This window comes from Streptomyces sp. NPDC046303 (assembly GCF_055588085.1).
The window spans coordinates 126,340-152,210 of the sequence record NZ_JBVJFA010000006.1; the positions used below are offsets into that span (position 1 = coordinate 126,340).

Genomic DNA, 25,871 nt, shown 5'->3' on the forward strand with positions numbered 1-25,871 from the left:
GCTGCTGGTGGGGCTGATCGGCACGATCAATTCCGCTCTCCCAACGCCGAGAACATGGCAGGATCGACGTCATGTCCCTCGAAGTTCCCCGCCTGCGGGTCGGCTCGGCCGAGATCATCGCCCTCGCCGATGGCGAAGGCCCGTTCTTCTCCCCCCGCGCCGATGCCTTCCCCGAGGCCACGGCCACACAGTGGGCCGAGGCCGACCGCTACGACCCGGGCGCGGTCGACGCCGAGGGACGCTGGCGGCTCCAGTTTCGCGCGTACGCGGTCCGCAGCGACAAGGGCCTCACCGTCGTGGACGCCGGGATCGGTCCGGCGGACGGCCCGGCCGCCTCCTGGGCGCCCGTGCCCGGTGTGCTCCCCGACTCGCTCGCTGCCGCGGGCATCGACCCGGCCGAAGTCGACACCGTGGTGCTCACCCATCTGCACACCGACCACGTCGGGTGGGCGGTCGTGACCGAGGCTTCCGTCCCCTCAGCGGGCGGCAGGGCGGACGACGACGCTTCGACCGGCGGCCGCCGCCCTTACTTCCCGAACGCGGAATACCTGCTTCAACGGGCCGAGTTCGAAGCCCTCGACGCACTCAACCCGCAGCTACGCGAGACCCTCACCGACCCGCTCGCGGCTGCCGGCCGGCTCCGGCTCCTCGACGGGGACACGCGGCTTCGCACCGGGCGCGCGGTCGCCACGCCCGGTCACACCCCCGGACACCAGAGCGTGCTGATCGAGGACGGGCGCGAGGCGGCGCTCATCACCGGCGACCTCCTGGTGCACGCCCTCCAACTCCTCCACCCCGAACTCGCCTACGCGCACGAGGTCGACCCCGAGGCGGCCCGGCACTCCAGGAAGCGCATGCTCGCGACGCGCGAAGCCGCCACCACGATGCACCTGGCGACGCCACATCTGACGGAGCCGTTCCTTTCGGCGTGATCGCGGCCGTCGGCGAGGGGGATGCGGCGGCGTGGGCGTGGGCATGTGGTTGTTCAGATCTTTTCGGCGGTCTCGCCGTCGATCGGGAGCGAAGAAGCGAAGACCGTGAGGTGGCTGGCCTCTTTCGGGCGGGAGCCGCATCCGGTCGGCGTCGTGCTGACGCAGCACGCCGACCTCAACATCGCGGAGCCATTGCGGAAGGTCGTGAGGTCTCTTACGTCGGCACTGCCCGGCTGGGCGGGTTCGTGATCGCCGGGTGAGTGTCGGCAGACGTCATTTCACGACCCGGCCGGCCGGTTCGGGGGGATTGCGGCCTCGATGTGGGCGAGTTGGGCGGCGAGGATTTCTTCGAACGCGGCACGGCGATCCGCCCCCAGGGGGCGGACGTCGCGGGCGAAGTGGGCCAGGGCGGGGAAGCGTTCGGGGTCGGCGCCGAGTACGGTGACGCGGAACAGCTCCATGCCCTGTTCGTGCTCTTCCGGCGTGATGGTGCTGACTGCGGCCTCAGAGGCGATCAGCGCGGCGATGAGGACCGCGAGCCGGTGGTAGCACGCCGGGATCTCCTCGTCGGGCAGCCCCGACGCGCGCAGGGCCTGGAGTACCTCTTCCACGACCAGCCGGGAACCGGCGCCGCCTGACGCGTACCGTCCCCAGACCGCGGCGAGCTGGGGCTGCTGGCCGAACGTCTCTCTCATGCGCAGGGCCAGGGCGGTGATGCGCTGCTTCCAGTCGCCTTCGGCGCGGTAACCGTCCATGGAGGTCAGAAGGATGCGGTCGGCGAGCGCGCGCAGCAGTTCGGTCTTGCTGCGGAAATGCCGGTAGAGGCTGGAGGAATCGGTTCCGAGGGTCGCGGCGAGCTTGCGCACGCTGAACGACTCCGTGTCGCTCGTGCGCAGCAACTCCGCGGCCGCATCAAGGATTTCCTCGGTCGTCCAACGCCTTCGGCCAGCCATTTCGCCCCTCTCGTCGAACATAGCCTACCTGTGCACTTGGTGTTGCACGCACCGCGTGCATAATGAGGACATGAGCGTGGCGAGCGACCCGCAAGCAGCGGGCTCGACGAGCCACGCGTGCCTGTCACTCGGGTCGGGCGACCGATGCGGAGCTCGTCCCTGCCGATGCGAAAGGACGCACCGTGAGGAAAGCACTGGATCCGGCGGCGCTGGACGCCGCCATCGAGAACGTCCACCACGCCGGGATGCCGGGCCTGTTCGCCGAGGTGCGAGACGGCGACCAGGTATGGCGCGGCGCGGCCGGCGTCGCCGATGTCACCACCGGCCGCCCCGTCACGGCCGACATGCGGCACCGCGTCGGCAGCGTCACCAAGACCTTCACCGCCGCAGCCGTTCTCCAGCAGGCCGAGAGCGGCCGGATCGGGCTAGACACGCCGATCGGCCGGTACCTTCCGAAGCTGGTTCCCGGCGAACGCGGCAACGCGATCACGGTACGGATGCTGATCAACAACACGAGCGGCCTCGCCGAGTACCTCCCGTACGCCTACCCGTCCCTCAAGGGGATGCCCGTCGCCGCGGACACGAGTCCCCAGAGCCTGGACGACCACCGGTTCACGCGGTTCGACCCCACTGAACTGATCGAGATGGGGGTCACCGCGCCTGCTGTCGGCGTCCCGGGCGGTGCTCCGGGGGTGTACTCCAACACCAACTACCTGCTCCTCGCTCAACTCCTGGAAGAGGTGACGGGCACTGCGGCCGAGGAGTGCATCACCCGCAACGTCATCGAGCGCGCCGGGCTCCGGGACACCGGATTCCCCGCCGGACCGTACGTCGAAGGACCGCACTCACAGCTCTACGAGGCATGGTTCGGCATGATCGACCCACCGCGCGACTACAGCGTCTACGACATGTCATATGCGGGGCCGACGGCCTCCCTGATATCGACCGTCGCGGACCTCAACCGCTTCTACCGCCTGCTTCTGGCGGGAAAGATCATCAGCCCGTCGTCGCTGGCGCAGATGCAACGCATCGGCCCGGTCATCTCCCAGGAGGGAAAGATGATCGACTACGGCCTCGGCCTGTACCCGATGGAGGGTCCCGGCCAGGGCACCTTCTGGGGCCATGGCGGCACGGTCTGGGGTGGTGGTGCACTGGCGATGATCCGTGCCGACGGCAAACGGCAGATGGCGGTCGCGGTGAACCTGCAGCGGTGGAACAGGCTCGACACCTCCGGCAAGCCGCAGCCCCATCCCATCGACGACGCACTTGCGACTCTGTACCGCGTGGCGATGTACGGCTGACCGGCCGCGCCTCCGCCTCACAACTGCCTGCCGCGCCACGGCCGTTCCGTTTCGCGGTGCGGGTGACGCTGGCGTGACCGGCTGGCTTGCGGCGCGCCGCAGAAGGGTCGGCGGGCGGGGTACTCCGGCACGGGGCGCCGGTGCGCCGAGCACGGGGAGGCGGCCAGCCCGGTGCCGACCACCGCGATGCGCGCCCGGAGACGCTCAGTTGCCTGGCCGACAGCCTGCGCGACCGCAACCGCGGCTGCGCGGTGCTGGTGGCCTCCCACCTCGCCTACGACGCCAAACGCCTGGACACCCTGTACCGGCTGAAGGCCGGAACGCCGGTGTGATCACGCTGACGACCTTTCGGTCAGGGACGAGTACGTCACTCGCGCCTTGGAGGAGGGGGCGCTGACGGCTTCCTGCTGCAAGCGGACGACCCGAGGAAACTACTCAACGGGGTACGGGCGGTGGCAGCCGGCGGCGCCTACCTGTCCCCGCGGGTCGCAGCCAGGGTCATCGCCGGACTACGTGCCCACCGGGCGGCGCATCCTCACCGCTCGCTGGAGCGGCTCACGGAACGGGAGCGCCAGGCGCTGGCCGGACTCGGGACGGGGCTGTCCAACGCGGAGATCGCGAGCCGCCTGCATCGGTCGAGAGCACTGTGAAGGCGCACGTCAGCGCGGTGCTCGCGAAGCTCGGCGCCCGCAACCGGGTGGAGGCGGCCATCTCCGCGTACGAAGCCGGCCTGGGTCCGCCGCGCACCCGCTGACTCGACGTCGCCAGAGCAGTCGTGTACGTCGACCACGAGGGCTCCCGTACCGGCGCCGGGTTCCCGCCCGACGTCCTCCCTGCCGATCTCCTCACTGCACGGCGGGATATGAGGCGCGCCGGACCTGACACCGACGGCCGCGGCCACCACGGCGGCGGCCGTCGGCGCGAAGGAGACATACACCGCTTGGGCCCGGTCAGGCACCGTACACCGACTGGGCGTCGAGCGTCTCCGCATCACTACCGCACTGCGCACCGACAGTTTTCCCTGTCGCCTCGACCATTCCGCAGGTAAACTTGTCACATGGATGATGCAGTGGTGATCCCCACTCCCGACAAGAACGACGACGACTTCTGGCCCACCGTCATGACTCAGGTGGACCCCGCCTGGAGCGAGCCCACCGATGACGACGCGTTCACGATGGACGACAAGGTGCTCGACGCGGTCCGCGCACTGGCCGAACGGATCTCGACGCGTGCGCTGGCCTATCGCACCGCCGGCAAACCATTCGACACCGCACTGATGGCCGCGCCCGACGTGCAACTGGCGCTGCTACGGGCGCTGTACGAAGCCAAGCGGTCTGTCGACCGGCTGGCGGAGAGCGCTGCCACCGTCGCCGGCCGCAGCGGGGCCAGCTACACCCAGCTTGGCGCCGCCTGGGGTGGCATCAAGCGCCAGTCCGCCCGCCTCAAGTGGCCCCACGCGGTAGCCAAGAAGTCCGCCAGCGAGTCCATCCCGCTGCGCTATGCAGGCGGCGCCGCCGTCATCCACCATGACCCGGATGCCGACGCCTGGTGGTACACCGCCACCGCCGCGAACCATCAGGACGAGGAGTCCGAGGCCGTCTACAACACCTCCGCGCAGGCCATCGCGGGGGCGACCGAGTTTCTCTTGGCGCATGCCCAGCCCGCCCAGCAAGAGCCGGCGTGATGTCGCCCGGAGGACGGTCGCAGTAGCGGGGGCGGGCAGCGGCTACCGTCATCGCCGGAGGCGCGGCGCCGGTCGGCGCCGACTGGACCGCGACCCCAAATCCGCTGGAGACCAAGGGTCGCCACTCCGCCCTTCGGGGGTGGCGGCCCTGTCCTGTTGTCCGGCCTGCTCCAGCGGACCGGACAGGTGACTCCGAGCGCGGCTCGCACGGCGCGCTTTCAACTCGCCTCAGTGACCACAAGCCATGTAAGAACATGCACGGTGGTGTCCGCAGGCCGGGGTGGAGGAAGGAGCAGCGGTCGGCTTGGAGTCTTTTGTCTGGCTCTTGTCGGGTGTTCCTTGCAGCACCGGCGCTTGGGCTTGCCGCGACGCCTCAAGTCTTCGTCGTTAAGCTCATGACAGGGGCAGGTCCTGCTCCTTCTCGCCCTGCTGAAGAACTCCGAGCGCCGTGCCGAATAGGCCGTGCAGGGCAAGCTGGACGCGATCGCGGCCCCGCGCTCCCCGAGCAACGCGAGGCAAGGCGTTGCACCACGCATGACGATCTACGCTGGGCGGTCCACGCTGACCTCGCGGAAGCATCCGGCACCAGTACGCGCCCATTGCCGCTGGGCAGGCCACCTGAGATGGGCCCAGCTTCCGGCCAGGGGGCCGTCCCGACCCGGGCGCAGCACGTCGGCGTGGACGGGCCGGGCCCCTGGTTCCCCTGCATCTCGGCGCAAGGGCGGATGCCGATGCCCGAGGGCGCTCACCGTCCTTCCGTCGCTGACCATTGCGAACGCCCCGGTCAGGACAACGGTGGCGGGGCGGTCACTGAGACCTGCTTCGCTCGGTGTCAGGACTCATCGTCGACGGCTCGTGCTCGTTGTGGCCCGAAGCGGTAGTAAAGCGGAAAGACGATAAGCAGGATCACTGCTGCCACCAGGATCCGGACCCAGGGGGCGCCACCCGCCAATTCCGTGAGGTGCGATATGGCTATTGCGTAGAGCAATGCCCACAAGAGAGCGGACGCTACGGCGGCAAGCCGCCGCTTGAAGCTGATGGTGATCTGGTGATCGGCGTTGGACACGGTGTGCTCCTCCCTTTCGGCGAATTGCGGCTAAGACCCTCTGTCTATGAACTCAGAGTGACCGCCGCCGGCCGGGGTGGCCAGTCCCAGCAACCCGTGACTTGACAGACGGCACAGGAAGGGGTTCTTCCTCCTGTGAATGGGGTGTCCTGGTGGCACAGGTCGGGTGTCAGCGGGGATCGAGTTGGTTCCGCCTGATCTTTCCTTGGTGCGAGGTGTCATCTTGGCTGTCATGGGATGACAAGGCTGCTGCCATGGGGTGGCTAGCAGGGTGGTGGGTGGCTGTCATGGGTTTGCCCATTCCCGGGTGCTGGTGGGAGTGGGTGAGGACGGCCGTTGGCTCGGGGTGTGGCGGCGCGTCGGTTGTCGACGGTCGGTTCCTCCTCGTCGGTGGGATGTGCCCTCGTTGGGGACGCTGCATCGTGTCGTGCAGCGTGATGGGCCTGCCGGTGGTCGACGCGCACCCGGTGATCCCGTCGTGGCCCGGGGTGGGCGAGGAGCGGTGGCGGTGCAGCAGGCGCTGCATTTGTTGCCTGATCGGGTGCCGGTGTGGCGGGTGATGGTGGGGGTGAAGCCTGGCCTGCCGCAGATGCGTGGACCAAGTTCGCCTCGGCTCGCTCCAGTGGCTGGTAGCCGGCCTGATCGGCTGCAGCGTCATGGGTTTTTCTCGTTACTCCACAGCGCGGCCGATGAGTTTGTGGCTCCAGGCCGGTCCAAGCTGGTGACACCTTAGGAAAGGACACCGCCGTGTCGGAGCTTCTCGTCGACTTCATCACCTCCCTCGACGGTCACGCATCGGGACAGGGATGGCCCGGGTTCTGGGGCCTTGAGGGCCCGGAGTACCTCGCATGGCTCGGCGAACAGCCCGAGGCCACCTACTTGATGGGAGCGAACACCTACCGCCTGATGTCGGGCTTCGCAGCAGGCGAGGTCCCGAAAGGCCAAGACGAGTTCAGGCCCGAAGAAGAGGCGTCCGTCGACGAGCTCACGCGAGCGTCCAAGGTGGTGTTCTCCTCCTCACTCGCGGAGCCACTGACGTGGGCCAACTCCACCCTCGTCCGCGACGACGCCGTTGAGGCGGTCCGCGCCATGAAGTCGAGTGGCTCGGGGCTCCTCAGCACGATCGGCAGCCTCAGCCTGTGCCGGTCCCTGCTACGCGCGGGACTCGTCGACCGCTTCCGGGTCGTGATGTTCCCGGTGATCACGGGGGCCACGGGCGAAGAACGCATCTACGACGGCTATCCGGACGTTGCCCTCGAGATGATCGAGCACCGCACCTTCGACGGCCGCATCCAGCTGGTCGAGTACAAGCCCCGCGTACTCGAGCACCCGCCGCTCGGCGGCCCTGCGTGACGTCGCCCCGTGCGCCGGTCTGCGCCCTCCCGCGCCACTCGCTGCGTGACGGCTGCCAGGCTCCGTTCGAAAGCCTGCTGTGCCTTGCTCGGCCCACAGCCGCGCGCGCGGCTGTGGGGGCGGAAGAGGTCGCCTGGGCGGGCTGTACGCCCACTCGCGTCAAGCCGCGTCACCCGCGTCTGCTGCTGCTCAGGCGACAGGTGTGCCCAGGTGCCGGGCTGCTTCTGCCGTGCCAGCCGTTTGCCGAGGTCGTCGCCCTCCGAGAGGACGCCGGGTGCGATGTCGGGGCGGGATTCCCCCGGCCTCGGTGTCGGCCAGGTCGGCGAGGACGCGGCCGTGGCGCTGCCAGTCCAGCGGCACGGGCCAGTCCCGGTCCTGGTCGATCGCGGTGAGCTGTGCCGCGCGTTCCGCCGCCCGGTCCGGGTCCGTGCCGAGGCCGTTCTCGGCGCCTCTGCGGCGAAGGTTGGCTATGTGCTGCCCTATGGGCACCATCTCGTCGTCCCGCCCCACACCGCGTCCTGCCGGGAAGCGAGGTGTCCGGTGGCCCGCCGACAGGGCCGGAAGCGCGGCGAGCGTGGCCGCCCAAGCCTCTTCGCCGGGCTCCCACACCATGCCGGCTTCCGATGAGCCCAGCAGGGTCTTGTCCCACTCCTCGAGTTCACGGGCGCGCACGGCCTTGCGCTGCTGGTGCACCCCCCCGTCCGAACGGGAAGTTCTTCTGGCCGAAGGTTGGCGAGACCGTCCGGATCCGCCGCCTTCCTAAGAACACCGTCCACGAGCCGCGTTGAACGTGTTCAGAAAATCTGACAGCATGACTTCCGGAAGGGCCCGCCAGGCCAGGGGGAGTGGATCCGTCTGCCCTTGGCACGAGTTGGCCATGAGATCCGGAGGTCGGTACGACATGATCATCGCCTTGTTCGTCTTCTTGTTCCTGTTGTTCCTGGCCCTGATAGTGATCGTCGCACTGGGCCTGCTCGTCGGGTATGCCTTCGTCGCGGTGAGCGGCAAGCTGTCGCTCGCGGTGAGGGTTCCGTTGCTGGTGGCCCTGGCGACGGGAACGGCGGCGCTGTGGCTGTGCCTCGGGGAACCCGCCAGCGTCTTCCTGCCGTTGGCCATGTTGGTGACGTTCCTCGCAACCCTCGCCTCGGGAGCCACGTTCCTCGGGCTCGAAGCCCGCAAGCGGCGCGCACCCCGTTACCCCGGCCCGGCGTGGCAGAGCTGGTAGCCGCCGCCCCCGTTTCAATACAAGGTGTGACTACCGGGCCCGGCCGAACTCAAAGCGGCCGGGCTCACACATGAGCCGACCAGCCTCACCCGGGCCAGGGATGCCAGGGTCACGTCCAGCTGGCCGGTGGGCGACGCATGATGTGCAGTGCTGCTTGAACGCGAAGTCGTCCACGCCCACGTCCAGGACCCGCGGCGTCGTGCCGAGCTTCTTGTCCGCGAGCCTGCCCAGCAGCCTGAGCGAAGCGGAAGCGCTGCACCCTACCTCGGGGGACGACCCGGCGGACCCCGGAACCGTGTTGACGCTAGCCGCGGTCACTCGGCGAAGTCTCGGACGACCTGGCGGGCCACCACGGCCCGCGCGGCCGCCAGCTCCGCCGCTACCCCGGCCTCGCGCTGCCCCGTGAAGGAGACCAGTGCGGGGCGTGGACCTGAGGCGGCCGCGAGGCGTCGGCGCAGGTGGGTCGGCGGGTGCGTGGAGTCGACGCTGTGCCCGCGCCGGGCGGCGACGCGACGCAGCCGCTCGTACTCGTGCTCCGGTACCGCCGCGAACCGGGCTGCCACCCCTTCCCACAGCCTCTGCTCCGCGGCCTCGCGCGCTTCCCGGCCGGCCCGGCCGCCCCGCATCCCGGCTGCAACGGCCTCCCGCCGCAGCCATGCGTCGACCGAGTCCGCGATCAGGAGCCGGTCCATCAGGGCGACGGCCGCCGCTGAGGACCCGACCCGGGCTGCGCTCGCGTCGGCCAGGTACTCCGAGCGCTGCGAGGCACGCAGCGTCAGGGTGTCGAGCAGCCGCAGCAGGCCCAGCACCGCACACCGGGGCAGGAACACGATCGCGTTGACGAACCGGTCCAGCAACCCCGTCGGCGACTTCGGCTCCAGCAGGTAGTACCAGACCGACAGCGAGTGCAGCGCCCCGGCCGTCAGCCGGGCACGCCGGGTGTCACCGTGGGCGAAGTGGCCCAGCTCGTGGCCCAGCAACGCCACCCGCTCCTGCGGGCTCAGGATCTCCCACAGACCGAGCCCGAGATACAGCACCCGGTGCTGTCGCAGGCCGTACGTGGTCACGGCCGCGTTCGCCGACGGCTCCACGACCACGGCGTGCACCCCGGTCGTGCCGATGGCCCGCGCCACCTCGTCGATCATGCCGAAGAGCTGCGGGGCATCAGCCCGGTGCAGCACCGGTAGGTCCTCCGGCAGCCGCCCGGGCCGAGGCCGCAGCACCGCAGCGACGCCAAGCAGCACCGCCCCCGCCACGGGCTGCACACCGGTCTCCCAGCCCAGCACGATCAGTAGCACCCCGCCGACCAGGAGCAGCGCCGTCAGGGAATGCACCAGCACGGACACGCCCTGGGCCAGGACCGACCAGGCAGACCGGCCGCGTGGCGGACCTGCATCCGCCCCCTGCTCCAACTCCGCCGCCAGTTGTTCCCCGTAGGTGTGCGCGAGGCGCCGGCGAAAGGCCGCGATCCGGCCCGGTTCGGGGTCTGGTGCGCCCGGATCCACGTTCCAGTCGCAGACCGCGCACCACTCCACGTAGATCTCGTCCACCGGTACCGAAGCACCGCACTCCGGGCATTCCCGGAGTGCCGGCGCTGTGGTTCCCCCACTGACGACGTTCATGCTTCCCTTCTCGCCACGGCTCCCCTGGATCCGCAGTCGAGGCAGCATAGGCGGTGCTCGAGAGCCGGCCAACCCAGTTCCACCTGCGCCATCGCACGGCTGCGGCGGCGGCCCTGGAAAGCTACCCAAGCTGATCAAGGCGATGGCCGACCTGACATCGGATGACTGGTGCCGCAGGACAGCAGGATCCTCGGTGTCCGGCAGCCGGCGTGCGCTGGGCTCGCCGCAGGGTGACCTGCGGCCCGCGGGGGTGCCTGGAGTCATGACGGCAAGTCATCGTGTCCCCTTCTCGGAGCAGTGCTGTGAGGGGTGGCGGTTACGTTCGAGGTGTTGCAGGGCCCTTTCCCAGACAGGAGTGGACGACGACCGAGAGCAGTGTTCAGCCTGCGCTCAGGGTGGTTCTGACCGACGTGAACGAGCGTGTGGTGGAGGCGTAGCGGGCGGCGTTCGCGGACACGTCCGCCCGCGGGATCGAGATCCGCAGGGGCCCGATCCTCGACGAAGACGTCGACGCCTGGGCCACCCCGACCAACTCCCAGGGCCGGATGGAAGGCGGGGTCGACGCCGTCATCAAGCGGCATCTCGGATCCGGCATCCAGTCACGTGTGCGGCGGGCGATCCGCGATCGATGACATGAGTACGTCGGCGTAGCCGGGCGGCATGTTGGATGGCGAGGGTGGGGTGGCTGTGGCCGGTCAACACGCGACCCAGGTTGCGGCCGCGGACGCCGGCTACGCGACGCCGTCGATCCGGACCTCACGATCCGGCCCGCGGAGGGAACCGCCAGCCGGCGCGGGGCGGTGGCAGAGCCGGTGTCCGCGTCGCGTTCGAACCTGAGGGGAACGACGCCGTGCGATGTCGGTCCCGGGCCGCTGCCCGGGGCTGCAACGCCTCGGCGTTGGCCGCCCGTGGCCGGCCCACTTCATCGGCTTCGACGTCTTGAAGCAGGCCGGCCAGGAGCTGCTCCACTTGTCCTACCCCGAGCGCCTCGCCCGCCTGGAGAACCCTTGTCACGGAGCGCAGACTGACGGTCCCCTGGACAGTAGGACTTTCTGATCAATGGAACGACCAGCGCAGTCGGCGGTTGTAGCGCTTGGATCGGTGGTCGTTGCCGGTGCGGCAGCAGGAGCCTGCCGTGTCCCCACCGGCTTGTGGGGTGAGGCACGGCGGGCGCCCTGCGGACAGGCCGACCCCTCTCGGCTCGACCGGTCAGATGCTCCTAGACGGGCGTTCGGGTCAGGCGCCCGCCGCCACGGCCGTCAGCCAGACGTTCCAGTCGCTCTCGTAGTTCAGCGAGGTGAGGAAGGAACGTGCGGCGGTCCAGTTTCCGGCGCGGTAGTGGCCGAGCACGGTGGCGACGTCGGCCGGGTGCCTCTCGATCATGTAACGGGCGACCAAATAGCCCCAGTTGTAGGTGCGGTTGACGTCGCTGTTGGCGTAGGTGGTGTCGAACAGCGTGCGCAGGGAGTACGTGTGCTTGCCGGCTTCGGCCACCGCGCTGGCGTAGGTGGTGCCGCGGTAGGAGTACGAGATGTACTCCGCGATGCCCTCGCCCCACCACACGGTGGGGGTGGTCTGGCTGTCGCTGAAGTCGCCGTACAGGTCGAAGCGGCCGTCGAGGTAGTGCGTGTACTCGTGGTTGAGGTTCCAGATCTGCCAGCCGGGGCTCACATCCGTGCGCTCGTAACATATGAACCGCGGCTGGTTGCCCGCCCGGGAGGGGTCTCCCTCCAGGTACATCCCGCCGTTGTTGGTGTCGATGCCGTAGATCTTCCCCGCGTAGGCCTTGTAGTCGGCGCTCGAGTTGAAGACATCGACCTCCAGGGTGGTGTTGTAGTCGTTCGCGACCGGCCCCGAGTCGTTGACCACTCCGTGGAAATAGGCGTCCTGGTTGGCCAGGCTCGTGCAAGTCGCCGCCAGTTGATCGGACGTCATTTCCTGGGCGCGGATCCGCAGCGTGGGGCTGCAGTTGTGGACGATCGGCAGGATGCGCGATTCCAGCTTCCCGCCGGCGGTCCCGGTTGCGCCGGGAGCGCCTTTGGCATTGCCGTGGGCGGGGCGCTGCCCCGGGTCTGCGAAGACGTGGTCCGGCTTGGGGTCGGCCTTTGAGGCCAGGGAGGCCTGGGCGGGAGAGGCTGCGACGGCGGCTATGAGCAGGGCGGTGGCGACGGCCATGGCGCGCAAGATTCACTCCTGGGGACGGGGGAGCAGTGGGGGCCCTCGGACGGGCTGCGCTGTAAAATGGCACATGTCACATGCTCGGTTCAATGGTTTTGACAGGGTCACGGCAAATTTGTTTTGGCCGTTCCTGCGCAGCCGTGAGTGGGTGGCGTCGTGGTCGCCGTGGGTTGCCCGCGGGTGACCGGGGTCTGGCCCGTCGCCCGCCGACGTGCCCTGCACACCCACAATCCGCACATGCTGGTCACCCGGCTCACCGGAGTCACCACCAGCCCCGCCGGCGCGGCCTGCACCCGCGACAGCCTCGCACCGGTCGGCGTCCTCCCGCGGATCGTGCGCTTCACGCGGCTGTGCACCCTCACCACCGAACTCGACGTCAAGCAGCTCACTGTGGCGCTGGGCATGTCCCATGGTGGAACCGCCCATTGAGGTGACTTCTTGAGCTGCTGTCATGTTCGGGCTGCTGACTGCGACACCGCGGTTGTCGCTGAGTCGGAGCGGTAGGTGTCATTTCGGGTTGTCGCTGCTTTTGCTGCTCAGCGGTTGGTTTTCTCCTGGGGTGACCTCTTGATGGGGTGTGTTCCTGTCATCGGCGTGCGTGGTCGCTGGACAGCCGGATGCGGTTGATTTCCTCAACGTCACTGGTCAAATACGGTGTGGGCAAGGACGCCAGGACTACCCTTCCTGACTTCGCTATGACCCTTCAGGTCGCGCGCGTGATCCCGGACGCGCGCCGGACGGGCGGGGTGCGAGCATGCCGCATGAGCAGCTTCCTTCCCGCCCACCCTCACCGAACGCCGAGCGCCCCGGGTCCCCTTTACCTCCTCCGCCGACCCTGGGTGGCCGTGGCCGCGGCCGAGCTGCGGGCTCAGGGTGGGATCGTCCCGTGCCTGGGCGGTGAGGAGTTGCGCGAGGAGGGCTGCCTGTACCGGGCGTTCGCCCGTGAGCTGGGGTTCCCCGGCTACTTCGGACACGACTGGGACGCCATGGTGGACTGCCTCGGCGACTGGCACGGGCCGGGGCACGGCAAGCAAGACGTTGCGGTGCTGATCGGCGGCACGGACCGCCTGCTGGGTGCGGAGTTCCTCGGTGAGCGAGGGCGCCTGGCGGGCTGATTTCGCCGAGGCCGCTGTCAACGACGAGGACGTGGCCGAAGGCCGCCAGGTCCGACGCGTTGCATGCACGCATCGTCGGCTGCCCGCTGCGGCACCGTCAGGGACAAGCCAGTCGCCCTCTGTCGCAGCGCCGTTTCTTCTGGTGGTAGCCGAGGTTGCAGGAGGTGACGTATGCGCCGTAGCCCGACCGGTAGTCCAGGCATGCCTTGGGGCCCGCGTAATTCCCGAACGATCCCACCATCGCCGCAGCGTTCGCCGGTGCGCAACTCAAGGCCAGCGCGATGCCGGACGTCATCACGACCGTCGGCCACCTCGATATCACAGCACATCCCGCCCCTCCATCTTCGCAGTCGGGTGGTCAGCTTGGATCGCCCCGACCCCCGCCAAGTAGCCCGGTTCCGGCAAACTGTGCACGGGCCTGTCCAATGGGTCCGCAGAGTGACCTTGGGCGCTCCTTAAGCTGTGGCGCTATGGAGAACCAGCTCATCCATGAAGCCAGTGCCTTCATCAATTTCAGGAACTACAACTTCCGGGATCCGAGGTCTCACGGCTACAGGTGGGTCGACATCAAGCATCTGCGGATCCCAGCTGAGTCCGGCGAAGCTCACGAACTGCTCGCGGCGCTCATCGGACATGAACAGTTCCGAGACGACTACGCGGGCGGTGGAGTCCTGCCGGAGGGATCCAGACACGGCCCGTATTGGCTGAGGCTGGTCACCCCCGACATCTACGAAGCCGTCTGCCGGGAGAAGAGCGCGCACGTCCTGCGGGGGTGGGTGAACCAGTTCGGGGACGTGCCCGCCAAGCTGGAGGCGGATCTGCAGCAGGAGGTGTTCGATCGCTTGGCGGCGGCCGACCACATCTACTACCTGAGCGGGCTCGGGGATGAGGCCACTCATGAGTGGGGGCGTGTGCACGAGTGCTTCCACGAGTTCGTGCTTATCGACCGCTCAGCTGGACGGATCACGCTCCTCGTCGCGGCCGACGACTGAGTCGATCGGCATGGCTGCTGTGGAAGGGCATTCGAGGGATCAGGGGCGGAGCCCACAGGCGAAGCGCGGCCAGAGTCACCGTCCGCGGAATACGTAGGCTCTTTTGTCGTACCGAGTCGCCACGGGCCTGGATCCGTTGAGCGCGTTGATGCACTGCTCGACCTCGTTTCTGAGGGCAAACCGGGAATGGTCGAGGGCAGGGGGGTCCCCGCATACCCAATGGCCCCGTATGACCCAGCCCTCACGCTGACCGAAGCCGAGCGTGAAGAGATTCTGCGCCAGCTGCGGCCACCCTCCGATGGCTAACGGAGCCGCCGGCCGGGGTCACGCACAAGCCGGGCCGCAAGGGCGGCTCCCTGGTGGTCTTGGTGGACGGCGAGCTGACCCTGTACATGGAGCGCGGCGGCAAGACCCTCCTGGCCTGGCCGGAGGCGGCCGCCCCCCCGCCTGGCCGCCGCCGTGGCCGCGCTCGCCGAGGGGCCGCGCGCGGACACGCTCCCGGTCGCTGACGGTGGAGCGGACCAACACGGCCGCTTCCCTGACCTCCCCGCTCGGCTCCGCCTCGGAGCCGGCAGGTTTCCACGCCACCCCGAGGGGCCCGCGCCTGCGCTCCTGACTACGGCAAACGGGTACCGACTGTTCCACGGCTGTCTTGGGCATGTCACAGGACTGTCGCCGAAGGCCTCTGAGCTGGATCGCGCACTTATTCATCCCTTATCAAGAGTGCACAGGCGTCACATTGTTGATGCACAGTCATGGGGGAGCAGAAAAGTGAGCACCATCAGCATGCGCAAGAACACCCTGGTCGCGGTCGCTGTCGCGGTCGCCGGCACCATGGCCCTGACCGGATGCAAGAACGGCAACGAGGAGCTGTCCCCGGCCCAGCCGACCTCCTCCGCTCCGGGCGGTGCCCCGGCCAGTCCGAGCGCGGCGGCCAGCCCCTCGACCGGCGGCGGCGAGGCCCCCGCCGGGGCGGCGGGCACGGCGAAGTCCGGCCAGGCCTTCAAGCTCGGAGAGACCGCCACGGTCCCGTTCGACTACGGAAACAACAAGGGCGGCACCATCGCTCTGACGATCACCACCATCGAGCAGGGCAACCCCGCCGACCTGGACTCGCTCAACCTCGGCGACAAGGTGAAGGGGATGATCCCCTACTACGTCCGCTACACGGTCAAGAACGTCGGCACCACGGACCTGTCGTTCTCCACCGTGGGCCACATCAAGGGCCTGCTCCCGGACGGCAGCGAGGCCCAGGGCGTCTCGGTCATCGGCAAGTTTGAGAAGTGCAAGGGCGATTCGCTGCCGAAGGGCTTCACCAACGGCCAGACGCAGAACGGCTGCGCGATCGCGCTGGCCCCGTCCGCGCAGACGAAGGTGGCCGGCGCCCAGTACTGGGGCAAGCCCTACAACAACCTGAGCGACGGCAAGCCCCTCACCTGGAAGTAGCGGGCGGGCCACCAGGCCCCCTCTCCGCCACCGAGCCCCCGCGAGGGTCTCCTGCCGCAGCAGAGCCCACTGTTTCTGACGCCCGTCTCGGCGGCCGCCGGCGCCTGAGTCCGACGACGTGCACACGGACTGGACAGGCCCGGCTCTGGCACGTGCCGCTCCCGCCCAGGGAACATCGCCATCCTGTCCCCGGGCTTGTGTCTGGCCAGCGGGGTGGGACGGCTGCGGCGGTCGGGGCAAGACGGCGCGCGATGGGCACCATGGTGGTCGGCTTCCCGGCTCGGTTCGGACGAGAGAGGCCGGCAGGCGACGCTGGTGCTGACCCAGGCCGGCGTGCTGCACCAGAGCACCGCCGTTCTCGGGATTGCGCCCCGGCCGCCGAAGCCTTTCGCGCCGATCGGCCCGGACCCTCATCCGGGAAGCGGTGGAATAGCCGCCGCGGGGAGCCACACATGCAGGACCGCTCCCAGCCCCTTGGCGGCTGCCGGCTCCGGGCACCTCCGGCAGCCGTCACACGTCGCCGGTCACCGCCCCGGTCGGCAGCATCCGATCCGACCCCCGATCTGCCTGACCGTTGGGCGGAGGCAGCATCATCCGCCCGACGGCCAGGTTTCGTCGAGTCAGAGGGCGGGGCGCTCCTCGCTGCTCTCGTACTACCCCGGGGTCCCCAGCGGGCCGTCATCGCCGGGGCTGCGCTGACAGCGGCGGCCGCACGCGCCCTCTTCTACATGCGCCAACAGCTCGGCCTCGACGGCGCGGACCAGATGCTGGTCGTCGCCCTCAGCAGCTGCGGGATGGGCGCGGTGTTCGGCAACACCGATGCGGCTTCGCAGCCGTCAGCTATGCCGCACTCCAACGACTGCTCTCGTACGCCGTAGCTGGCATCGCGAAACGCTCTTCGGATGAGTGGCGCTCAGGCAGGGCCATCGTCGGCATCACCGGTACCGTCGGTTACGCGCAGCCTCGCCTGCACCGCTTTCTCGCACGCTCAGTGCGCGGAGCACGGCACTCACAGGCGGAGAAGCCCACCAGCCGTTGCCCCATCTCAAAGGAGCCGGGTTCGGCGACCTTCCGTTCCGGAGTACGCAAAAACGCATTACGGCGGATGCCTGCTCACGCTGCCGAATCGCTCCCAGCTTCCTCGGTCCACTTCCCGAGCCCCGTGTTCGCCGCGAGCTGCGCCCTGGTCAACTCCCCGTGGCCTGGCCGACGTGGCGGTCTTGGGCGAGTACCGCCGCCTTGGTCCTGCCCGGGTCGTAGTTGCGCGTCTTCGACGGCATGCGGCGAGTCTGGCCGATCAGCCGATCAGCCGATCAGCCGATCAGCCGATCAGTCGCCGCCCCCGCAGCCACCGCCACAACTGCTGCCGCAGGAGCTGCCGCAGCCGCCGGAGGAGGAGCTGCCGCAGCTCGAACCCGAGCTGGAGGAGGTCGAGGAGGTCGAGGAGGCCCGGCGGTCGCGGCGTTCCTCCGCCCGTTTGCGTTCCGCGGCCTCGCGCCGGAGCCGGTCCGCCTTCAGTTGCAGCTGATACGAGGACTTGGCCGGGCTCCACGAAGTCCGGCGCGGCAGGCGCCGGCAGCTCAGCGGGGTGGCCGTGGCCCGCTCCTCGATGGTGTTGTGGGAGCTGCCGTAGACGGCGAAGGCGAGGACGACCTCGGCGCCGTCGTACGGGATCCCGTACAGGATGGCCTCGAACGGCTCCCGGCGCGGGTTGACGTCGCGGTGCCTGCGGCGCAGGGACGACTGCTCGCCGCCGACCAGGGTGCGGCCGTCCCAGCCCTCGTTGGGCCGGTGCCGCCGGAAGGAGGCCATGCCCTGCGCCGACCAGGTACGGGCGTCCGGGTAGATCCAGAAGCGATCGCCGGATTCCATGTACCGGAGGCCGACCCGCAGGGTGGGCTGCGGTCCCCGGTGCAGCCGGCGGGCGGTCCGGCGGGCGGAGACGCCGTCGGCGAGCACCGGGATGCCCGGAACGAGCAGCAGCAGGGCGGCGATCTGTTGGCCGGCCGCATCGTACGGCCGGCCGGTGCCGTGCGCCTGGACATCGTGGGCGATGGCCACGCCGAGCGCCGTGGCGCCGAGCAGGCAGAGCGCGCCGCCCGCGAGGACCCGCCGCAGACCGCGGCGCCGGTGGGCGTCGCGCAGCCCGTCCGGAAGCGGGTGGCGAGCCGTCCCCGCGGCGCCCAGCGCAAGGTGCCGCTGGCGGCGGCGGGACCACAGGCGCAGTGCGCTCCCGGCGCAGGCGAGGCCGCAGAGACCGATCAACAGCCACTCCGCGGCCCGGCCCACGGCGTCCGGTGGCACGGCACGCGCACCGGCCAGGCTGAGCGCGGACCACAGCGCGAGCAGCGGGGCCGCCACGAGGGTCGCCATCGGCATCCGCCAGTACCAGAGCGGCAGGCTGAGCAGCAGGACCGATTCCGGGTAGCCGTCCCACACGGTGCCCACGAAGGTTTCCTCCGGGCCGCTCACGGCGATGAGCACAACGGCCGTGAGCACCAGCGCCGTCAGCACCCAGGCGCCGACGGCCGGTGCGAGCGCGGCGGGCAGCGAAGCCTTGCGCCAGCGCTCGGCGTCGGCGACGGTCCAGTCGGCCACTCCGCCCTCGGGTAGCGCCGCGGCGGGCAGGTATTTCACGTAGGAGTACACGGGGTCAGTATCCGGATCCCTCCCGTACGTCGACAGGTGCGCGTGTGACAGCTCGGCAACAGCCCCGGGACACATGGCGACAGCCGCTGCTCCCCCTACCGGGCTGCTGCTCCGGCTGGACGGGTGCCGCACTCGTCTCGACCCGACGACTGACCACCGCACCACCGCCTTGGACGCGCTGGCCGAGACCATGGCCAGGGACGGCTCCGTCCAGATCGGGTGGGGCCGAATACGCGTCAACGGGCGACGGGATGATCTTGGAGCCCGGAAGGTCGGCCGGAGTGCGGCGGAAGCGTGTCGTACGTTCGGGTGGCGGGGCTCGCACCCTCGCTGGGGCGGTGGTCGTTGGTCGGCCGGGGGCCGATCAGCGAGGAGGCCCCCGCCGTGGAGCGGATCAACGGGCAGCGCGTACAGCCGCACCGGGGTGAGCCGCTCCGCCGCGCTTTGCGAGTCCGGGCTGAGACCTCCCTTGCCCGGCGTCTTGGACTGCCGATGGGCAGCGCGGCTCACCCCTCATGGCGCGGTGATCTGGGCCTGGTCGTAGTCTGCGACCATGAATGACACCTCGACGCTGACTCCCGCACACGCCTTCGAGATGCTGCTGGCCGGCAACCAGCGATTCGTCTCCGGAACACCGGAGCACCCCAACCAGGACGCCGCACGCCGTTCCGAGATCGCACCGGCCCAGAACCCCTTCGCGGTGCTCTTCGGCTGCTCCGACTCCCGCCTGGCCGCCGAGATCATCTTCGACCAGGGGCTCGGCGACCTGTTCGTCGTCCGCACCGCGGGCCACGTCACCGGGCCGGAGGTACTGGGCAGCATCGAGTACGGGGCGAGCGTGCTGAACTGCCCCCTGGTGGTGGTCCTCGGCCACGACTCGTGCGGCGCGGTAGCGGCCACCCGCGCCGCTGTGGAGGACGGAGTGGCAGCGCCCGGGTACGTACGGGACGTCATCGAGCGGGTCACGCCCAGCGTGCTGGCCGCCCGCGCCGCCGGCCTCACCCAGGACAGCGACATCATCGCCGAGCACGTACGGCACACCGTCGACCTGCTGCTGGACCGCTCCCGGGTGCTCGCCGACCAGGTGAAGGCCGGACAGACCGCCGTGGTCGGCCTGTCCTACCGGCTGGCCGACGGCAGCGCCCACCTGGTCACCACCCGCGGCCTCGACGTCACCGCCGGCTCCGCGGCGTAACCGGAGACCGGCCAGCCCTTGCACAGCCGCGTCAGGCCGCGCAGGGCCCACCACCGAGCCGGTCATGCTGCCTACCCCGTACCCCGCACCCCCGTACCCCGTACCCCCGTACCCCGCACCCCCGTACCCCGTACCCCCGTACCCCGTACCCCCGTACCCCGTACCCCGTGCCGGTCTGGCCCTGGCGGCGGACTGTGAGGGTGCCACGGGTGGGGAATCGTGATCAGTGGCGAGGGGCGTTGTCGGTGGCGGGGGGCCGGGGTCCGGCGGCGCGGCGGAGCCGGTTGGCGATCGCCAGTCCCAGCCCCTCCTCCACCGGCAAGGACGCGACGATGAGGTCGCATCCCTGCTGGTCGAGTTCGCGCAGGAACCCGTACAGCCCCCGTGCGTAGGCGGCCATCGAACCGGGGACCGCCACCACGGCGTGCGCCTTCACCGGAGCGTCGGCGAAGGAGACAGGGAGGAAGACGCCGACCTGGTGCCCCAGCTCCTGCGCGAGCTCCGCTTCGGCGACGACCTTCTCGGGCTCGACGAGGACGACCCGCGCCCGCGGCGCGTAATGGGAAGGATGCTGGCCCGGAACCCGCACACGGCTCGTCGCCGGGACCGCAAGCGGGTACCCCAGCACCGCTTCGATGTCCTCGCGCGTCACCCCGCCGGGCCGAAGGACGCTCGGGATCTCGCCCGTGAGATCGACGATGGTGGACTCGACGCCGACCTCGCAGGGCCCGCCGTCCAGCACGAAGTCGACGGCATCGCCGAGCTCCGCGCGGACGTGGTCCGCCGTGGTGGGGCTGACCGAGCCGAAGCGGTTGGCGGACGGTGCTGTGACACCGCCGCCGAAGGCCGACAGCAGCATGAGGGCGACGGGGTGGTCGGGCACGCGCACCGCCACCGTCTCCAGGCCACCGGTCGCTTCGAGGGGCACCCGGCGACCGCGCCGCAGGACCAGCGTCAGCGGCCCCGGCCAGAACCGTTCGGCCAGCAGGCGCGCCGTCGCCGGCACGTCCGCAACCCAGTCGCCCAGCTGCTCCGCACCGCCGATGTGGACGATCAGAGGGTGGGAGGGCGGTCGCCCCTTGACCTGGAAGATCCGCGCGACCGCGGCGGGATCCTCGGCGTTGGCGCCCAGGCCGTAGACGGTTTCGGTCGGGAAGGCCACCAGGCCTCCGGCGCGCAGCACACCGGCTGCCTTTTCGATGTCACTGGTTCTTGCCGTCACCCTCGCAATCCTCTCACTGATCCCGCACTCCCCTTTCCGTGGGCTCGTCGGCGCGTGACACAACGAACCAAGGCCGGCGCACCGCGCGAGTCCGGACGCACGAGAGCCGTCACGGCTGCGCGCGGGGGGATACCGCCAGGACGGCCCCGGACTCCGTCTCGCCTATCCCGGACACGACCGGCAAAGTAGTCGGGTGTGTTGATCATTGCCCCTTTGACCTCTATCTCTCGGCCAGTGCCCATCCCTGAGCCGTTCATGACATTTCCTGGCTCGTGGCCGGAACGTGCTCGGCTCCTCTATGGGACAAGTGGGACTGGAGTTTGCGTCACCGGGGTTCATGGCCGGTCGTTGTCTGGGTATGACCGATTTCATGGTGAAGGTCCCGGCTGACTGGCTTGCCCGGGCGTTTCTCTCGCTTCGTCGCTGCGCGTCGGAGGAGGCTCAGGCTGCAGCGTCGGAGTTGCAGCCGTTCACGGAGAAGCCGGGGCAGCGGGTGCCGGTTCCCAGAGCGACTGTGCTGCGTACCGAGCTCGCTCTGCGTGTGGAACTCGAGTGGGTCGAGGACCTGGAACGGCGTGCGCGGCTGTCGGAAGAGGCTGAGCAGTTGATCAATGCCCGTCTGGGGGGTCTCGGGTGCCACTGATGCCTGGGTGGGTCGCTTGCCTGGGCGGTCTCACTGCGGGTGGAGCCGGGTGTTCCCGCGTTGGGTGCTGCGTCGGGTCATCAGGGTGATGGCGGCCCAAGACCGCGAAGACCACCCAGCCCCCACCGGCTCTCTGATCACCCCGCCTGGTGGCCGCCCATGCCCGTGCCCCAATCGTCGGCCAGGGCGACAGCCGCCTTGATGCGCTTGCCTACCGGTTCGCGGTGCACCTCGAAGCTCCGGCACACGGCCATGACGATCTCCAGACCGTGCTGGCCCACCCGGTGCGGGTCAGTGGCCTGAACCGCCGGCAACCTCGGCTCACTGTCCCAGACAGTCACCTCGACAGCGCCCTCGCACGCCTCCAACGCCAGCAAGTACGGGCCCGGAGCATATTTGCGGGCATTGGTCACCAGCTCACTCACCACCAACTCCACCATGCCCATCACCCGCTCGGACACCGGCAGCCCGTGCACCGCCTGCACATCCGACAGAAACGACAGAGCCAGTCTGCGGGCATCGGCAATGTCCTGACCGGCCTCGAACGCAGCGGTCACCACCGGCGAACGGGCTGCCATCAGCGCCGGCCCTCTCCCTGCACAGCCTGATCCATACAGCCGCCCTTGCCCGAACACCCTCACCGACTCCAGCGCTACCCGTAAAGTCCATCACAGTCACTGACGACAGGTGAAGTCAAAGTCACTCCGGGTGTCCGACTTCCGGAATCCGAAAAAAAACCGTACCCAAGCGACCTGTCTGATGCCCGGTGGGAAACACGGCGGGATAGAACGCGGACTCCCGGCACCGCTTCCGGCGAGGTGTCCGGTGCCCGGCGGGACCATCACGTACAGGGCGCCGCGGATGTGATCGGCGAGGACGGGGTACCGGCGCTGCGGGCTGATCCGCAGAACCCGGCGACCCGGTCTACGACCTCCTCGTCCACGTCACGCGCTGCCCAGGCGCAGCCCCGCCCTTGCGGCCTTCCCGGTGCCGGAGTCCACTTCTCCGTGGTGACGATGGCAACCGGATTCCACCCCCACCTGCCCAACGCCGTCCCGGGGCGCCACCGTGCGCGGAGCCCCACAGTTCGACCCACGCCTCTCCCCGGCGTCGGCCCGGACGAAGCCCGGGGCGCACCCGGGGCGTTGCCGCACCCGAGCATCGCCGGTCCGCGCCCGCCCTACGAAGCGTCAGCGATACGGCCGGTCGCGGCGCGGCCCACGAGCGGCTGGTCAGCATGGCGAGATCGCGTCCGCATCAGCGAAGGTCAGCTCTTCGATGAAGAAGTGCTCCTCTGACAGGTCCTGTGCCTGACGCGGAGCCCTCCGACTCCATGATCCGCCGTACAGAACACAGCATGCATTACACGCAAATGCGCCACTCCCAGGCTACCTGCTGGCATTCTGCCAAGGAGAACCGTCCTCCTCGCCTCGAGGGCAAGAGCCGACCACCGCAACAGAGCCTGCAGCCGAGGATGGGCGTCGATGAACACCACGGATACTGGGACGCCGCCACCCGAGTGGGCTCCGCCTGCGGTGGGCTTGCCGATCCTCACGATGCACTGGCGCTACCAGGCGATGGTGCACTGGCCCTGCCGCCGCGAGTCCGTCGAGGCGCTGCTGCCGCCCGGGTTGCGCGCCGACATTTTCGACGGCTCGGCCTGGATCAGCATCACGCCGTTCGTCATGAGCCGGGTCAAGCTCTTTGGCTTGGCGCCGTTGCCGCGCCCGCAGTTCGCTGAGACGAACCTGCGCACGTACGTGCGGCGACCTGATGGCGGCAGAGGCCTGTGGTTCCTCAGCCTTGACGTCGCCAACCCGCTGATGCTGGCGGCCCGTGGCGTCGGCGTGCCGTATCACCTGGGAGATCTCACTGTACGGGCGGATGGGGAGAGTCTGTTCTACGGCGGCGTGCGCAGGAACGGGCAGGCCGCGTACCAGATCCGGGTGCGGACAGGCTCGCCGGTCAGCGAGGGAAACCCGCTGGCGCGGTGGCTGACCTCCAGGTGGCGCGCGTATTCGGTGTGCGCGGGCCGGCTTTGGCAGACGCCGGTGGAACACGAGCCCTGGAACCTGCACCACGGCACCCTCCTGGAGCTCGAGGAGTCGTTGACCAACAGCGCCGGACTCCCTGGCCCGACGGGTCCTCCTGTGGTCCACACCTCGCCCGGCGTCGGACCGGTTCGCATCGGGCCCTCCAGGCCCGCCTGGTGAGCACCGGCAATCCCGCAGGAGGGATGAGCCAGTACCCAGTCCGCTTGCTGCCCTACAGCTGCCGGGGGCGCGGGGCGCCTTCCCCCGATCCTGGAGCCGCAGGCTCCCCTTCGGGCCCGCCGCCCGCGCCGCGCCGTCAGGCCTTACGGGGCGCAGGCTTCGGCGATCGACAGGCTGTTCTCGTAGAGGTGGTGCCGGCTGCCGGTGTCCCGGCCACGGGCGATCCCCATGTGGGATCGTGTCGCGATCTTCTCGTCAGATGGGGCAAGCAGATGCTCCACCGTACTGGAGACGGTGTCTTGCGGCGCTCCAACCGATCTTCTCCCCAGCCGGCGATCTGTTGGGCGCGGCTCCGATGGCTGCGCAGGTGAGAAGGGAGAACGTTTGTAGACGAGTTGCAGGAGCAGTCGCTCGTTGCTGATGTCCGGAATGTTGCTGGGATTTGGAAACGCCTGTCTGATGTGTCGACGTCAGTCGATGGGGTCCACGGAGGTTGCCATGCCTGCGATCGCTACGTGGGCGTCGTCTGTCCGCGCTGGACGGCCCCCGGCAGGGTGGCGGTGCCGTTCAGGCAGCGGTCGAGGAGTGCCTGCATGCGCAGTACGGGCAGGGCCGGATTGGCCGCAGCGCCCTCGGCGGTACAAGGGTCGGCGAGGAGGGCCTCCAGGGCTTCCCGTGACAGGCTCGGGTTGGCGGCCGCTGCCCGGCGCACCGACGTGTTGGGGTCGTCCACCGGGGGTTCGGGCAAGGCGGGATCTGCTGCGGCCAGGGCCCTCACCTGCGGATCCGAGTGGCCGATGAGGTGGGCATGCCCGGTACGGGGAAACGCGGGCAGGGCCAGCAGGTGCGGACGGTGGGCCGGGCGGGTGACGAACACGTCGGCGAGAAGCCGTGGCGGTGCCAGCGGGTGGTGACAAGCCAGGCGGATCCTCACCTCCTCGTCGTCATCCTGGGCGAGCGTCTCGACGAGTTCCGCCGACAGGCCCGGCCAACTCGCCGCGACCCGGCGGAGCACCGGTTCCTCGGACACCGCACAGGTGGCGAACCAGTCGGGCGACGGCCCGACGTCCGGCTCGATATCCGACTTGGTGAACGGCTCGCCGATCGGGCAGGTGCAGTCAGGACCGTGCCCGATGACCTGGTCGATCGCCGAGTACTCCGCCCAGGTACGGGGGAAGGGGTGGACGCGCGCGCACATCCGCACGTACTCATCCGGGTCCTCCCTCAACTCCGCCACCAGGTCCGGTCCCACGTCGGGCCGGGCGGCGACCGACGCGCGGACCTCCGTGTCGGGGTGGCGGGCGAGCCGGGCGAGGGCGTAGGCCGGGGCGTGCGGGTTCCGGGCCAAGGGGAGCACCGTGCCGTCCGCGAAACACTGCTCGACGAGCGCGGGGGACAGAGCACACGTGGCGAACACCCATCCGTTGCGCGAACCGAAGGACGGCAGCTGGGCCTCCACCCGTTCCGGGTCCAGCGCCCAGTTCCTGTCCTGCGCCGCTTCACGGACCGCGGGGTCCGGATCGTCGAGCAGCCCTGCCCGCTGCGCCGGGGTGAGGGACTGCCACCTCCAAGTGGCCACTATCCGGAGTTCGGGGTTCTCGTGGCCGGCGATGGAGCGGAAGAAGGACAGCGGGATCTGCCGGGACGAATCGAGCTCCCCGATGATCTCCTTCGCGGTGACCTTGCCGTCCTCGCCCCCGTCCTGGGCCATCAGGAGGGTGACGAGGATGTCGTCCGGCAGCGGTCGGACCCATCGGGGGTAGTGACGGGGACGGGGGCCGGAGGCGAGCCACCCGCGGACGACCCCTGACGGGTCCGTCGCCAAGGGGGCGAGCCGCGCCGGGTCGACGTACCGGTTGCGGGCGAGCGCGCGGCGGATGACGTAGTCCGGATGGCGCAGGATCGTGTCGATGACGGCGTCAGGCAGGTCACGACCCTCGCACATGAGCAGGCCTGCCTCACCGGCCACTCGATCCAATAGGCGTACGAGAACGTCGGAGGGCGCCGCCGGATTGAAGGCGATGCCGCGCAGCCACGGTTGATGCAGAGAATCGAACACCGTGTCATCCTGCCACCTCGCCC

22 protein-coding genes and 4 pseudogenes are annotated in these 25,871 nt (G+C 69.5%); 16 read left to right on the top strand and 10 right to left on the bottom strand.

Annotated features, from left to right (window positions below):
- The first annotated feature begins 71 nt into the window (after positions 1 to 71).
- Positions 72 to 932, top strand: a complete 861-nt coding sequence (locus ACZ6I1_RS08635) for an MBL fold metallo-hydrolase (protein ID WP_469284671.1) — start codon at positions 72 to 74, stop codon at positions 930 to 932.
- Positions 933 to 1,210: 278 nt separating this feature from the next.
- On the opposite strand, the gene ACZ6I1_RS08640 is transcribed toward ACZ6I1_RS08635, so the two are convergent.
- The gene (locus ACZ6I1_RS08640) at positions 1,211 to 1,885 is read right to left on the bottom strand and encodes a TetR/AcrR family transcriptional regulator (protein WP_469284958.1); all 675 of its coding nucleotides are present in this window, start codon (positions 1,883 to 1,885) and stop codon (positions 1,211 to 1,213) included.
- 245 nt (positions 1,886 to 2,130) lie between these two features.
- Here ACZ6I1_RS08640 and ACZ6I1_RS08645 point away from each other — a divergent pair, with 245 nt between their 5' ends.
- The 4 genes and pseudogenes from ACZ6I1_RS08645 to ACZ6I1_RS08660 all read left to right on the top strand — a co-directional run bounded on the left by ACZ6I1_RS08645 (position 2,131) and on the right by ACZ6I1_RS08660 (position 4,870).
- The gene (locus tag ACZ6I1_RS08645) at positions 2,131 to 3,186 is read left to right on the top strand and encodes a serine hydrolase domain-containing protein (protein ID WP_469284959.1); all 1,056 of its coding nucleotides are present in this window, start codon (positions 2,131 to 2,133) and stop codon (positions 3,184 to 3,186) included.
- A gap of 140 nt (positions 3,187 to 3,326) precedes the next feature.
- Positions 3,327 to 3,518, top strand: a complete 192-nt coding sequence (locus ACZ6I1_RS08650) for a hypothetical protein (protein WP_469284970.1) — start codon at positions 3,327 to 3,329, stop codon at positions 3,516 to 3,518.
- Positions 3,512 to 3,940: pseudogene (locus tag ACZ6I1_RS08655) on the top strand (LuxR C-terminal-related transcriptional regulator); the annotation flags it as partial. The gene ACZ6I1_RS08650 and the pseudogene ACZ6I1_RS08655, both read left to right, overlap by 7 nt.
- A 303-nt stretch (positions 3,941 to 4,243) precedes the next feature.
- Entirely contained in the window at positions 4,244 to 4,870 is a 627-nt protein-coding gene (locus ACZ6I1_RS08660; RefSeq protein WP_469284673.1) for a hypothetical protein, read from the top strand.
- An 832-nt stretch (positions 4,871 to 5,702) separates the two neighbouring features.
- On the opposite strand, the gene ACZ6I1_RS08665 is transcribed toward ACZ6I1_RS08660, so the two are convergent.
- Complete coding sequence (locus ACZ6I1_RS08665) at positions 5,703 to 5,936, bottom strand: hypothetical protein (protein ID WP_469284674.1); 234 nt, start codon at positions 5,934 to 5,936, stop codon at positions 5,703 to 5,705.
- Between the two features lie 747 nt (positions 5,937 to 6,683).
- On the opposite strand from ACZ6I1_RS08665, the gene ACZ6I1_RS08670 reads away from it, so the two are divergent.
- Positions 6,684 to 7,289: a dihydrofolate reductase family protein gene (locus ACZ6I1_RS08670; RefSeq protein ID WP_469284676.1), complete on the top strand. Its 606-nt coding sequence runs from the start codon at positions 6,684 to 6,686 to the stop codon at positions 7,287 to 7,289.
- Positions 7,290 to 7,478: 189 nt separating this feature from the next.
- Here ACZ6I1_RS08670 and ACZ6I1_RS08675 read toward each other — a convergent pair whose 3' ends face one another.
- Positions 7,479 to 7,982, bottom strand: coding sequence for a hypothetical protein (locus ACZ6I1_RS08675; RefSeq protein WP_469284678.1), 504 nt, complete (start codon positions 7,980 to 7,982; stop codon positions 7,479 to 7,481).
- Positions 7,983 to 8,190: 208 nt separating this feature from the next.
- Between ACZ6I1_RS08675 and ACZ6I1_RS08680 the strand changes: the two genes are divergently transcribed.
- On the top strand, positions 8,191 to 8,514 hold the full coding sequence (locus tag ACZ6I1_RS08680) for a hypothetical protein (RefSeq protein WP_469284679.1): 324 nt from the start codon (positions 8,191 to 8,193) through the stop codon (positions 8,512 to 8,514).
- A 314-nt stretch (positions 8,515 to 8,828) separates the two neighbouring features.
- Here the strand turns inward: ACZ6I1_RS08680 and ACZ6I1_RS08685 are convergent, their stop codons facing one another.
- Both ACZ6I1_RS08685 and ACZ6I1_RS08690 read right to left on the bottom strand, forming a co-directional pair.
- Positions 8,829 to 10,136 (bottom strand): M48 family metalloprotease, encoded by a 1,308-nt coding sequence (locus ACZ6I1_RS08685; RefSeq protein WP_469284681.1) that lies wholly within the window; start codon positions 10,134 to 10,136, stop codon positions 8,829 to 8,831.
- A gap of 1,242 nt (positions 10,137 to 11,378) precedes the next feature.
- Positions 11,379 to 12,140: pseudogene (locus ACZ6I1_RS08690) on the bottom strand (collagenase); the annotation flags it as partial.
- A 411-nt stretch (positions 12,141 to 12,551) separates the two neighbouring features.
- Here ACZ6I1_RS08690 and ACZ6I1_RS08695 point away from each other — a divergent pair.
- From ACZ6I1_RS08695 to ACZ6I1_RS08705, 3 genes are all read left to right on the top strand, one after another.
- Positions 12,552 to 12,743 (top strand): hypothetical protein, encoded by a 192-nt coding sequence (locus tag ACZ6I1_RS08695; protein WP_469284683.1) that lies wholly within the window; start codon positions 12,552 to 12,554, stop codon positions 12,741 to 12,743.
- A gap of 416 nt (positions 12,744 to 13,159) precedes the next feature.
- Positions 13,160 to 13,429, top strand: coding sequence for a barstar family protein (locus ACZ6I1_RS08700; protein ID WP_469284686.1), 270 nt, complete (start codon positions 13,160 to 13,162; stop codon positions 13,427 to 13,429).
- Between the two features lie 470 nt (positions 13,430 to 13,899).
- A complete protein-coding gene (locus tag ACZ6I1_RS08705) occupies positions 13,900 to 14,421 on the top strand; it encodes a hypothetical protein (protein ID WP_469284688.1) in 522 nt (173 codons plus the stop codon).
- Between the two features lie 52 nt (positions 14,422 to 14,473).
- Here ACZ6I1_RS08705 and ACZ6I1_RS08710 read toward each other — a convergent pair.
- Positions 14,474 to 14,595: pseudogene (locus ACZ6I1_RS08710) on the bottom strand (IS5/IS1182 family transposase); the annotation flags it as partial.
- 113 nt (positions 14,596 to 14,708) lie between these two features.
- On the opposite strand from ACZ6I1_RS08710, the pseudogene ACZ6I1_RS08715 reads away from it, so the two are divergent.
- From ACZ6I1_RS08715 to ACZ6I1_RS08725, 3 genes and pseudogenes are all read left to right on the top strand, one after another.
- Positions 14,709 to 15,037, top strand: a pseudogene (locus ACZ6I1_RS08715) (hypothetical protein); the annotation flags it as partial.
- A gap of 155 nt (positions 15,038 to 15,192) precedes the next feature.
- Positions 15,193 to 15,867 (top strand): hypothetical protein, encoded by a 675-nt coding sequence (locus ACZ6I1_RS08720; RefSeq protein WP_469284690.1) that lies wholly within the window; start codon positions 15,193 to 15,195, stop codon positions 15,865 to 15,867.
- Positions 15,868 to 16,595: 728 nt separating this feature from the next.
- Positions 16,596 to 16,745, top strand: a complete 150-nt coding sequence (locus ACZ6I1_RS08725) for a hypothetical protein (RefSeq protein ID WP_469284692.1) — start codon at positions 16,596 to 16,598, stop codon at positions 16,743 to 16,745.
- A gap of 451 nt (positions 16,746 to 17,196) precedes the next feature.
- Here the strand turns inward: ACZ6I1_RS08725 and ACZ6I1_RS08730 are convergent, their stop codons facing one another.
- On the bottom strand, positions 17,197 to 18,516 hold the full coding sequence (locus ACZ6I1_RS08730) for a hypothetical protein (protein WP_469284694.1): 1,320 nt from the start codon (positions 18,514 to 18,516) through the stop codon (positions 17,197 to 17,199).
- Positions 18,517 to 19,069: 553 nt separating this feature from the next.
- On the opposite strand from ACZ6I1_RS08730, the gene ACZ6I1_RS08735 reads away from it, so the two are divergent.
- Positions 19,070 to 19,711 carry a carbonic anhydrase gene (locus ACZ6I1_RS08735; protein ID WP_469284696.1) on the top strand — a complete coding sequence of 214 codons (642 nt, stop codon included), beginning with the start codon at positions 19,070 to 19,072 and terminating at the stop codon, positions 19,709 to 19,711.
- A gap of 223 nt (positions 19,712 to 19,934) precedes the next feature.
- On the opposite strand, the gene ACZ6I1_RS08740 is transcribed toward ACZ6I1_RS08735, so the two are convergent.
- Positions 19,935 to 20,933, bottom strand: a complete 999-nt coding sequence (locus tag ACZ6I1_RS08740; RefSeq protein ID WP_469284698.1) for an L-threonylcarbamoyladenylate synthase — start codon at positions 20,931 to 20,933, stop codon at positions 19,935 to 19,937.
- Positions 20,934 to 21,291: 358 nt separating this feature from the next.
- Between ACZ6I1_RS08740 and ACZ6I1_RS08745 the strand changes: the two genes are divergently transcribed.
- Positions 21,292 to 21,576, top strand: coding sequence for a hypothetical protein (locus tag ACZ6I1_RS08745; RefSeq protein ID WP_469284701.1), 285 nt, complete (start codon positions 21,292 to 21,294; stop codon positions 21,574 to 21,576).
- 137 nt (positions 21,577 to 21,713) lie between these two features.
- Here the strand turns inward: ACZ6I1_RS08745 and ACZ6I1_RS08750 are convergent, their stop codons facing one another.
- Entirely contained in the window at positions 21,714 to 22,154 is a 441-nt protein-coding gene (locus tag ACZ6I1_RS08750; RefSeq protein ID WP_469284703.1) for an ATP-binding protein, read from the bottom strand.
- Positions 22,155 to 23,060: 906 nt separating this feature from the next.
- Here ACZ6I1_RS08750 and ACZ6I1_RS08755 point away from each other — a divergent pair.
- Entirely contained in the window at positions 23,061 to 23,789 is a 729-nt protein-coding gene (locus ACZ6I1_RS08755; protein ID WP_469284705.1) for a YqjF family protein, read from the top strand.
- 511 nt (positions 23,790 to 24,300) lie between these two features.
- On the opposite strand, the gene ACZ6I1_RS08760 is transcribed toward ACZ6I1_RS08755, so the two are convergent.
- The gene (locus ACZ6I1_RS08760; protein WP_469284707.1) at positions 24,301 to 25,734 is read right to left on the bottom strand and encodes a hypothetical protein; all 1,434 of its coding nucleotides are present in this window, start codon (positions 25,732 to 25,734) and stop codon (positions 24,301 to 24,303) included.
- Between the last annotated feature and the right edge of the window lie 137 nt (positions 25,735 to 25,871).

Bases quoted from the DNA above. Each gene is read 5' to 3' on its own strand.
- ACZ6I1_RS08725 (WP_469284692.1), top strand. From the start codon at position 16,596: ATGCGCCAACAGCTCGGCCTCGACGGCGCGGACCAGATGCTGGTCGTC.
- ACZ6I1_RS08750 (WP_469284703.1), bottom strand. From the start codon at position 22,154: ATGGCAGCCCGTTCGCCGGTGGTGACCGCTGCGTTCGAGGCCGGTCAG.
- ACZ6I1_RS08685 (WP_469284681.1), bottom strand. From the start codon at position 10,136: ATGAACGTCGTCAGTGGGGGAACCACAGCGCCGGCACTCCGGGAATGC.
- ACZ6I1_RS08660 (WP_469284673.1), top strand. From the start codon at position 4,244: ATGGATGATGCAGTGGTGATCCCCACTCCCGACAAGAACGACGACGAC.
- ACZ6I1_RS08645 (WP_469284959.1), top strand. From the start codon at position 2,131: ATGCCGGGCCTGTTCGCCGAGGTGCGAGACGGCGACCAGGTATGGCGC.
- ACZ6I1_RS08695 (WP_469284683.1), top strand. From the start codon at position 12,552: ATGCTGGTCACCCGGCTCACCGGAGTCACCACCAGCCCCGCCGGCGCG.
- ACZ6I1_RS08745 (WP_469284701.1), top strand. From the start codon at position 21,292: ATGACCGATTTCATGGTGAAGGTCCCGGCTGACTGGCTTGCCCGGGCG.
- ACZ6I1_RS08640 (WP_469284958.1), bottom strand. From the start codon at position 1,885: ATGGCTGGCCGAAGGCGTTGGACGACCGAGGAAATCCTTGATGCGGCC.
- ACZ6I1_RS08735 (WP_469284696.1), top strand. From the start codon at position 19,070: ATGAATGACACCTCGACGCTGACTCCCGCACACGCCTTCGAGATGCTG.
- ACZ6I1_RS08755 (WP_469284705.1), top strand. From the start codon at position 23,061: ATGAACACCACGGATACTGGGACGCCGCCACCCGAGTGGGCTCCGCCT.
- ACZ6I1_RS08760 (WP_469284707.1), bottom strand. From the start codon at position 25,734: ATGTGCGAGGGTCGTGACCTGCCTGACGCCGTCATCGACACGATCCTG.
- ACZ6I1_RS08635 (WP_469284671.1), top strand. From the start codon at position 72: ATGTCCCTCGAAGTTCCCCGCCTGCGGGTCGGCTCGGCCGAGATCATC.
- ACZ6I1_RS08680 (WP_469284679.1), top strand. From the start codon at position 8,191: ATGATCATCGCCTTGTTCGTCTTCTTGTTCCTGTTGTTCCTGGCCCTG.
- ACZ6I1_RS08705 (WP_469284688.1), top strand. From the start codon at position 13,900: ATGGAGAACCAGCTCATCCATGAAGCCAGTGCCTTCATCAATTTCAGG.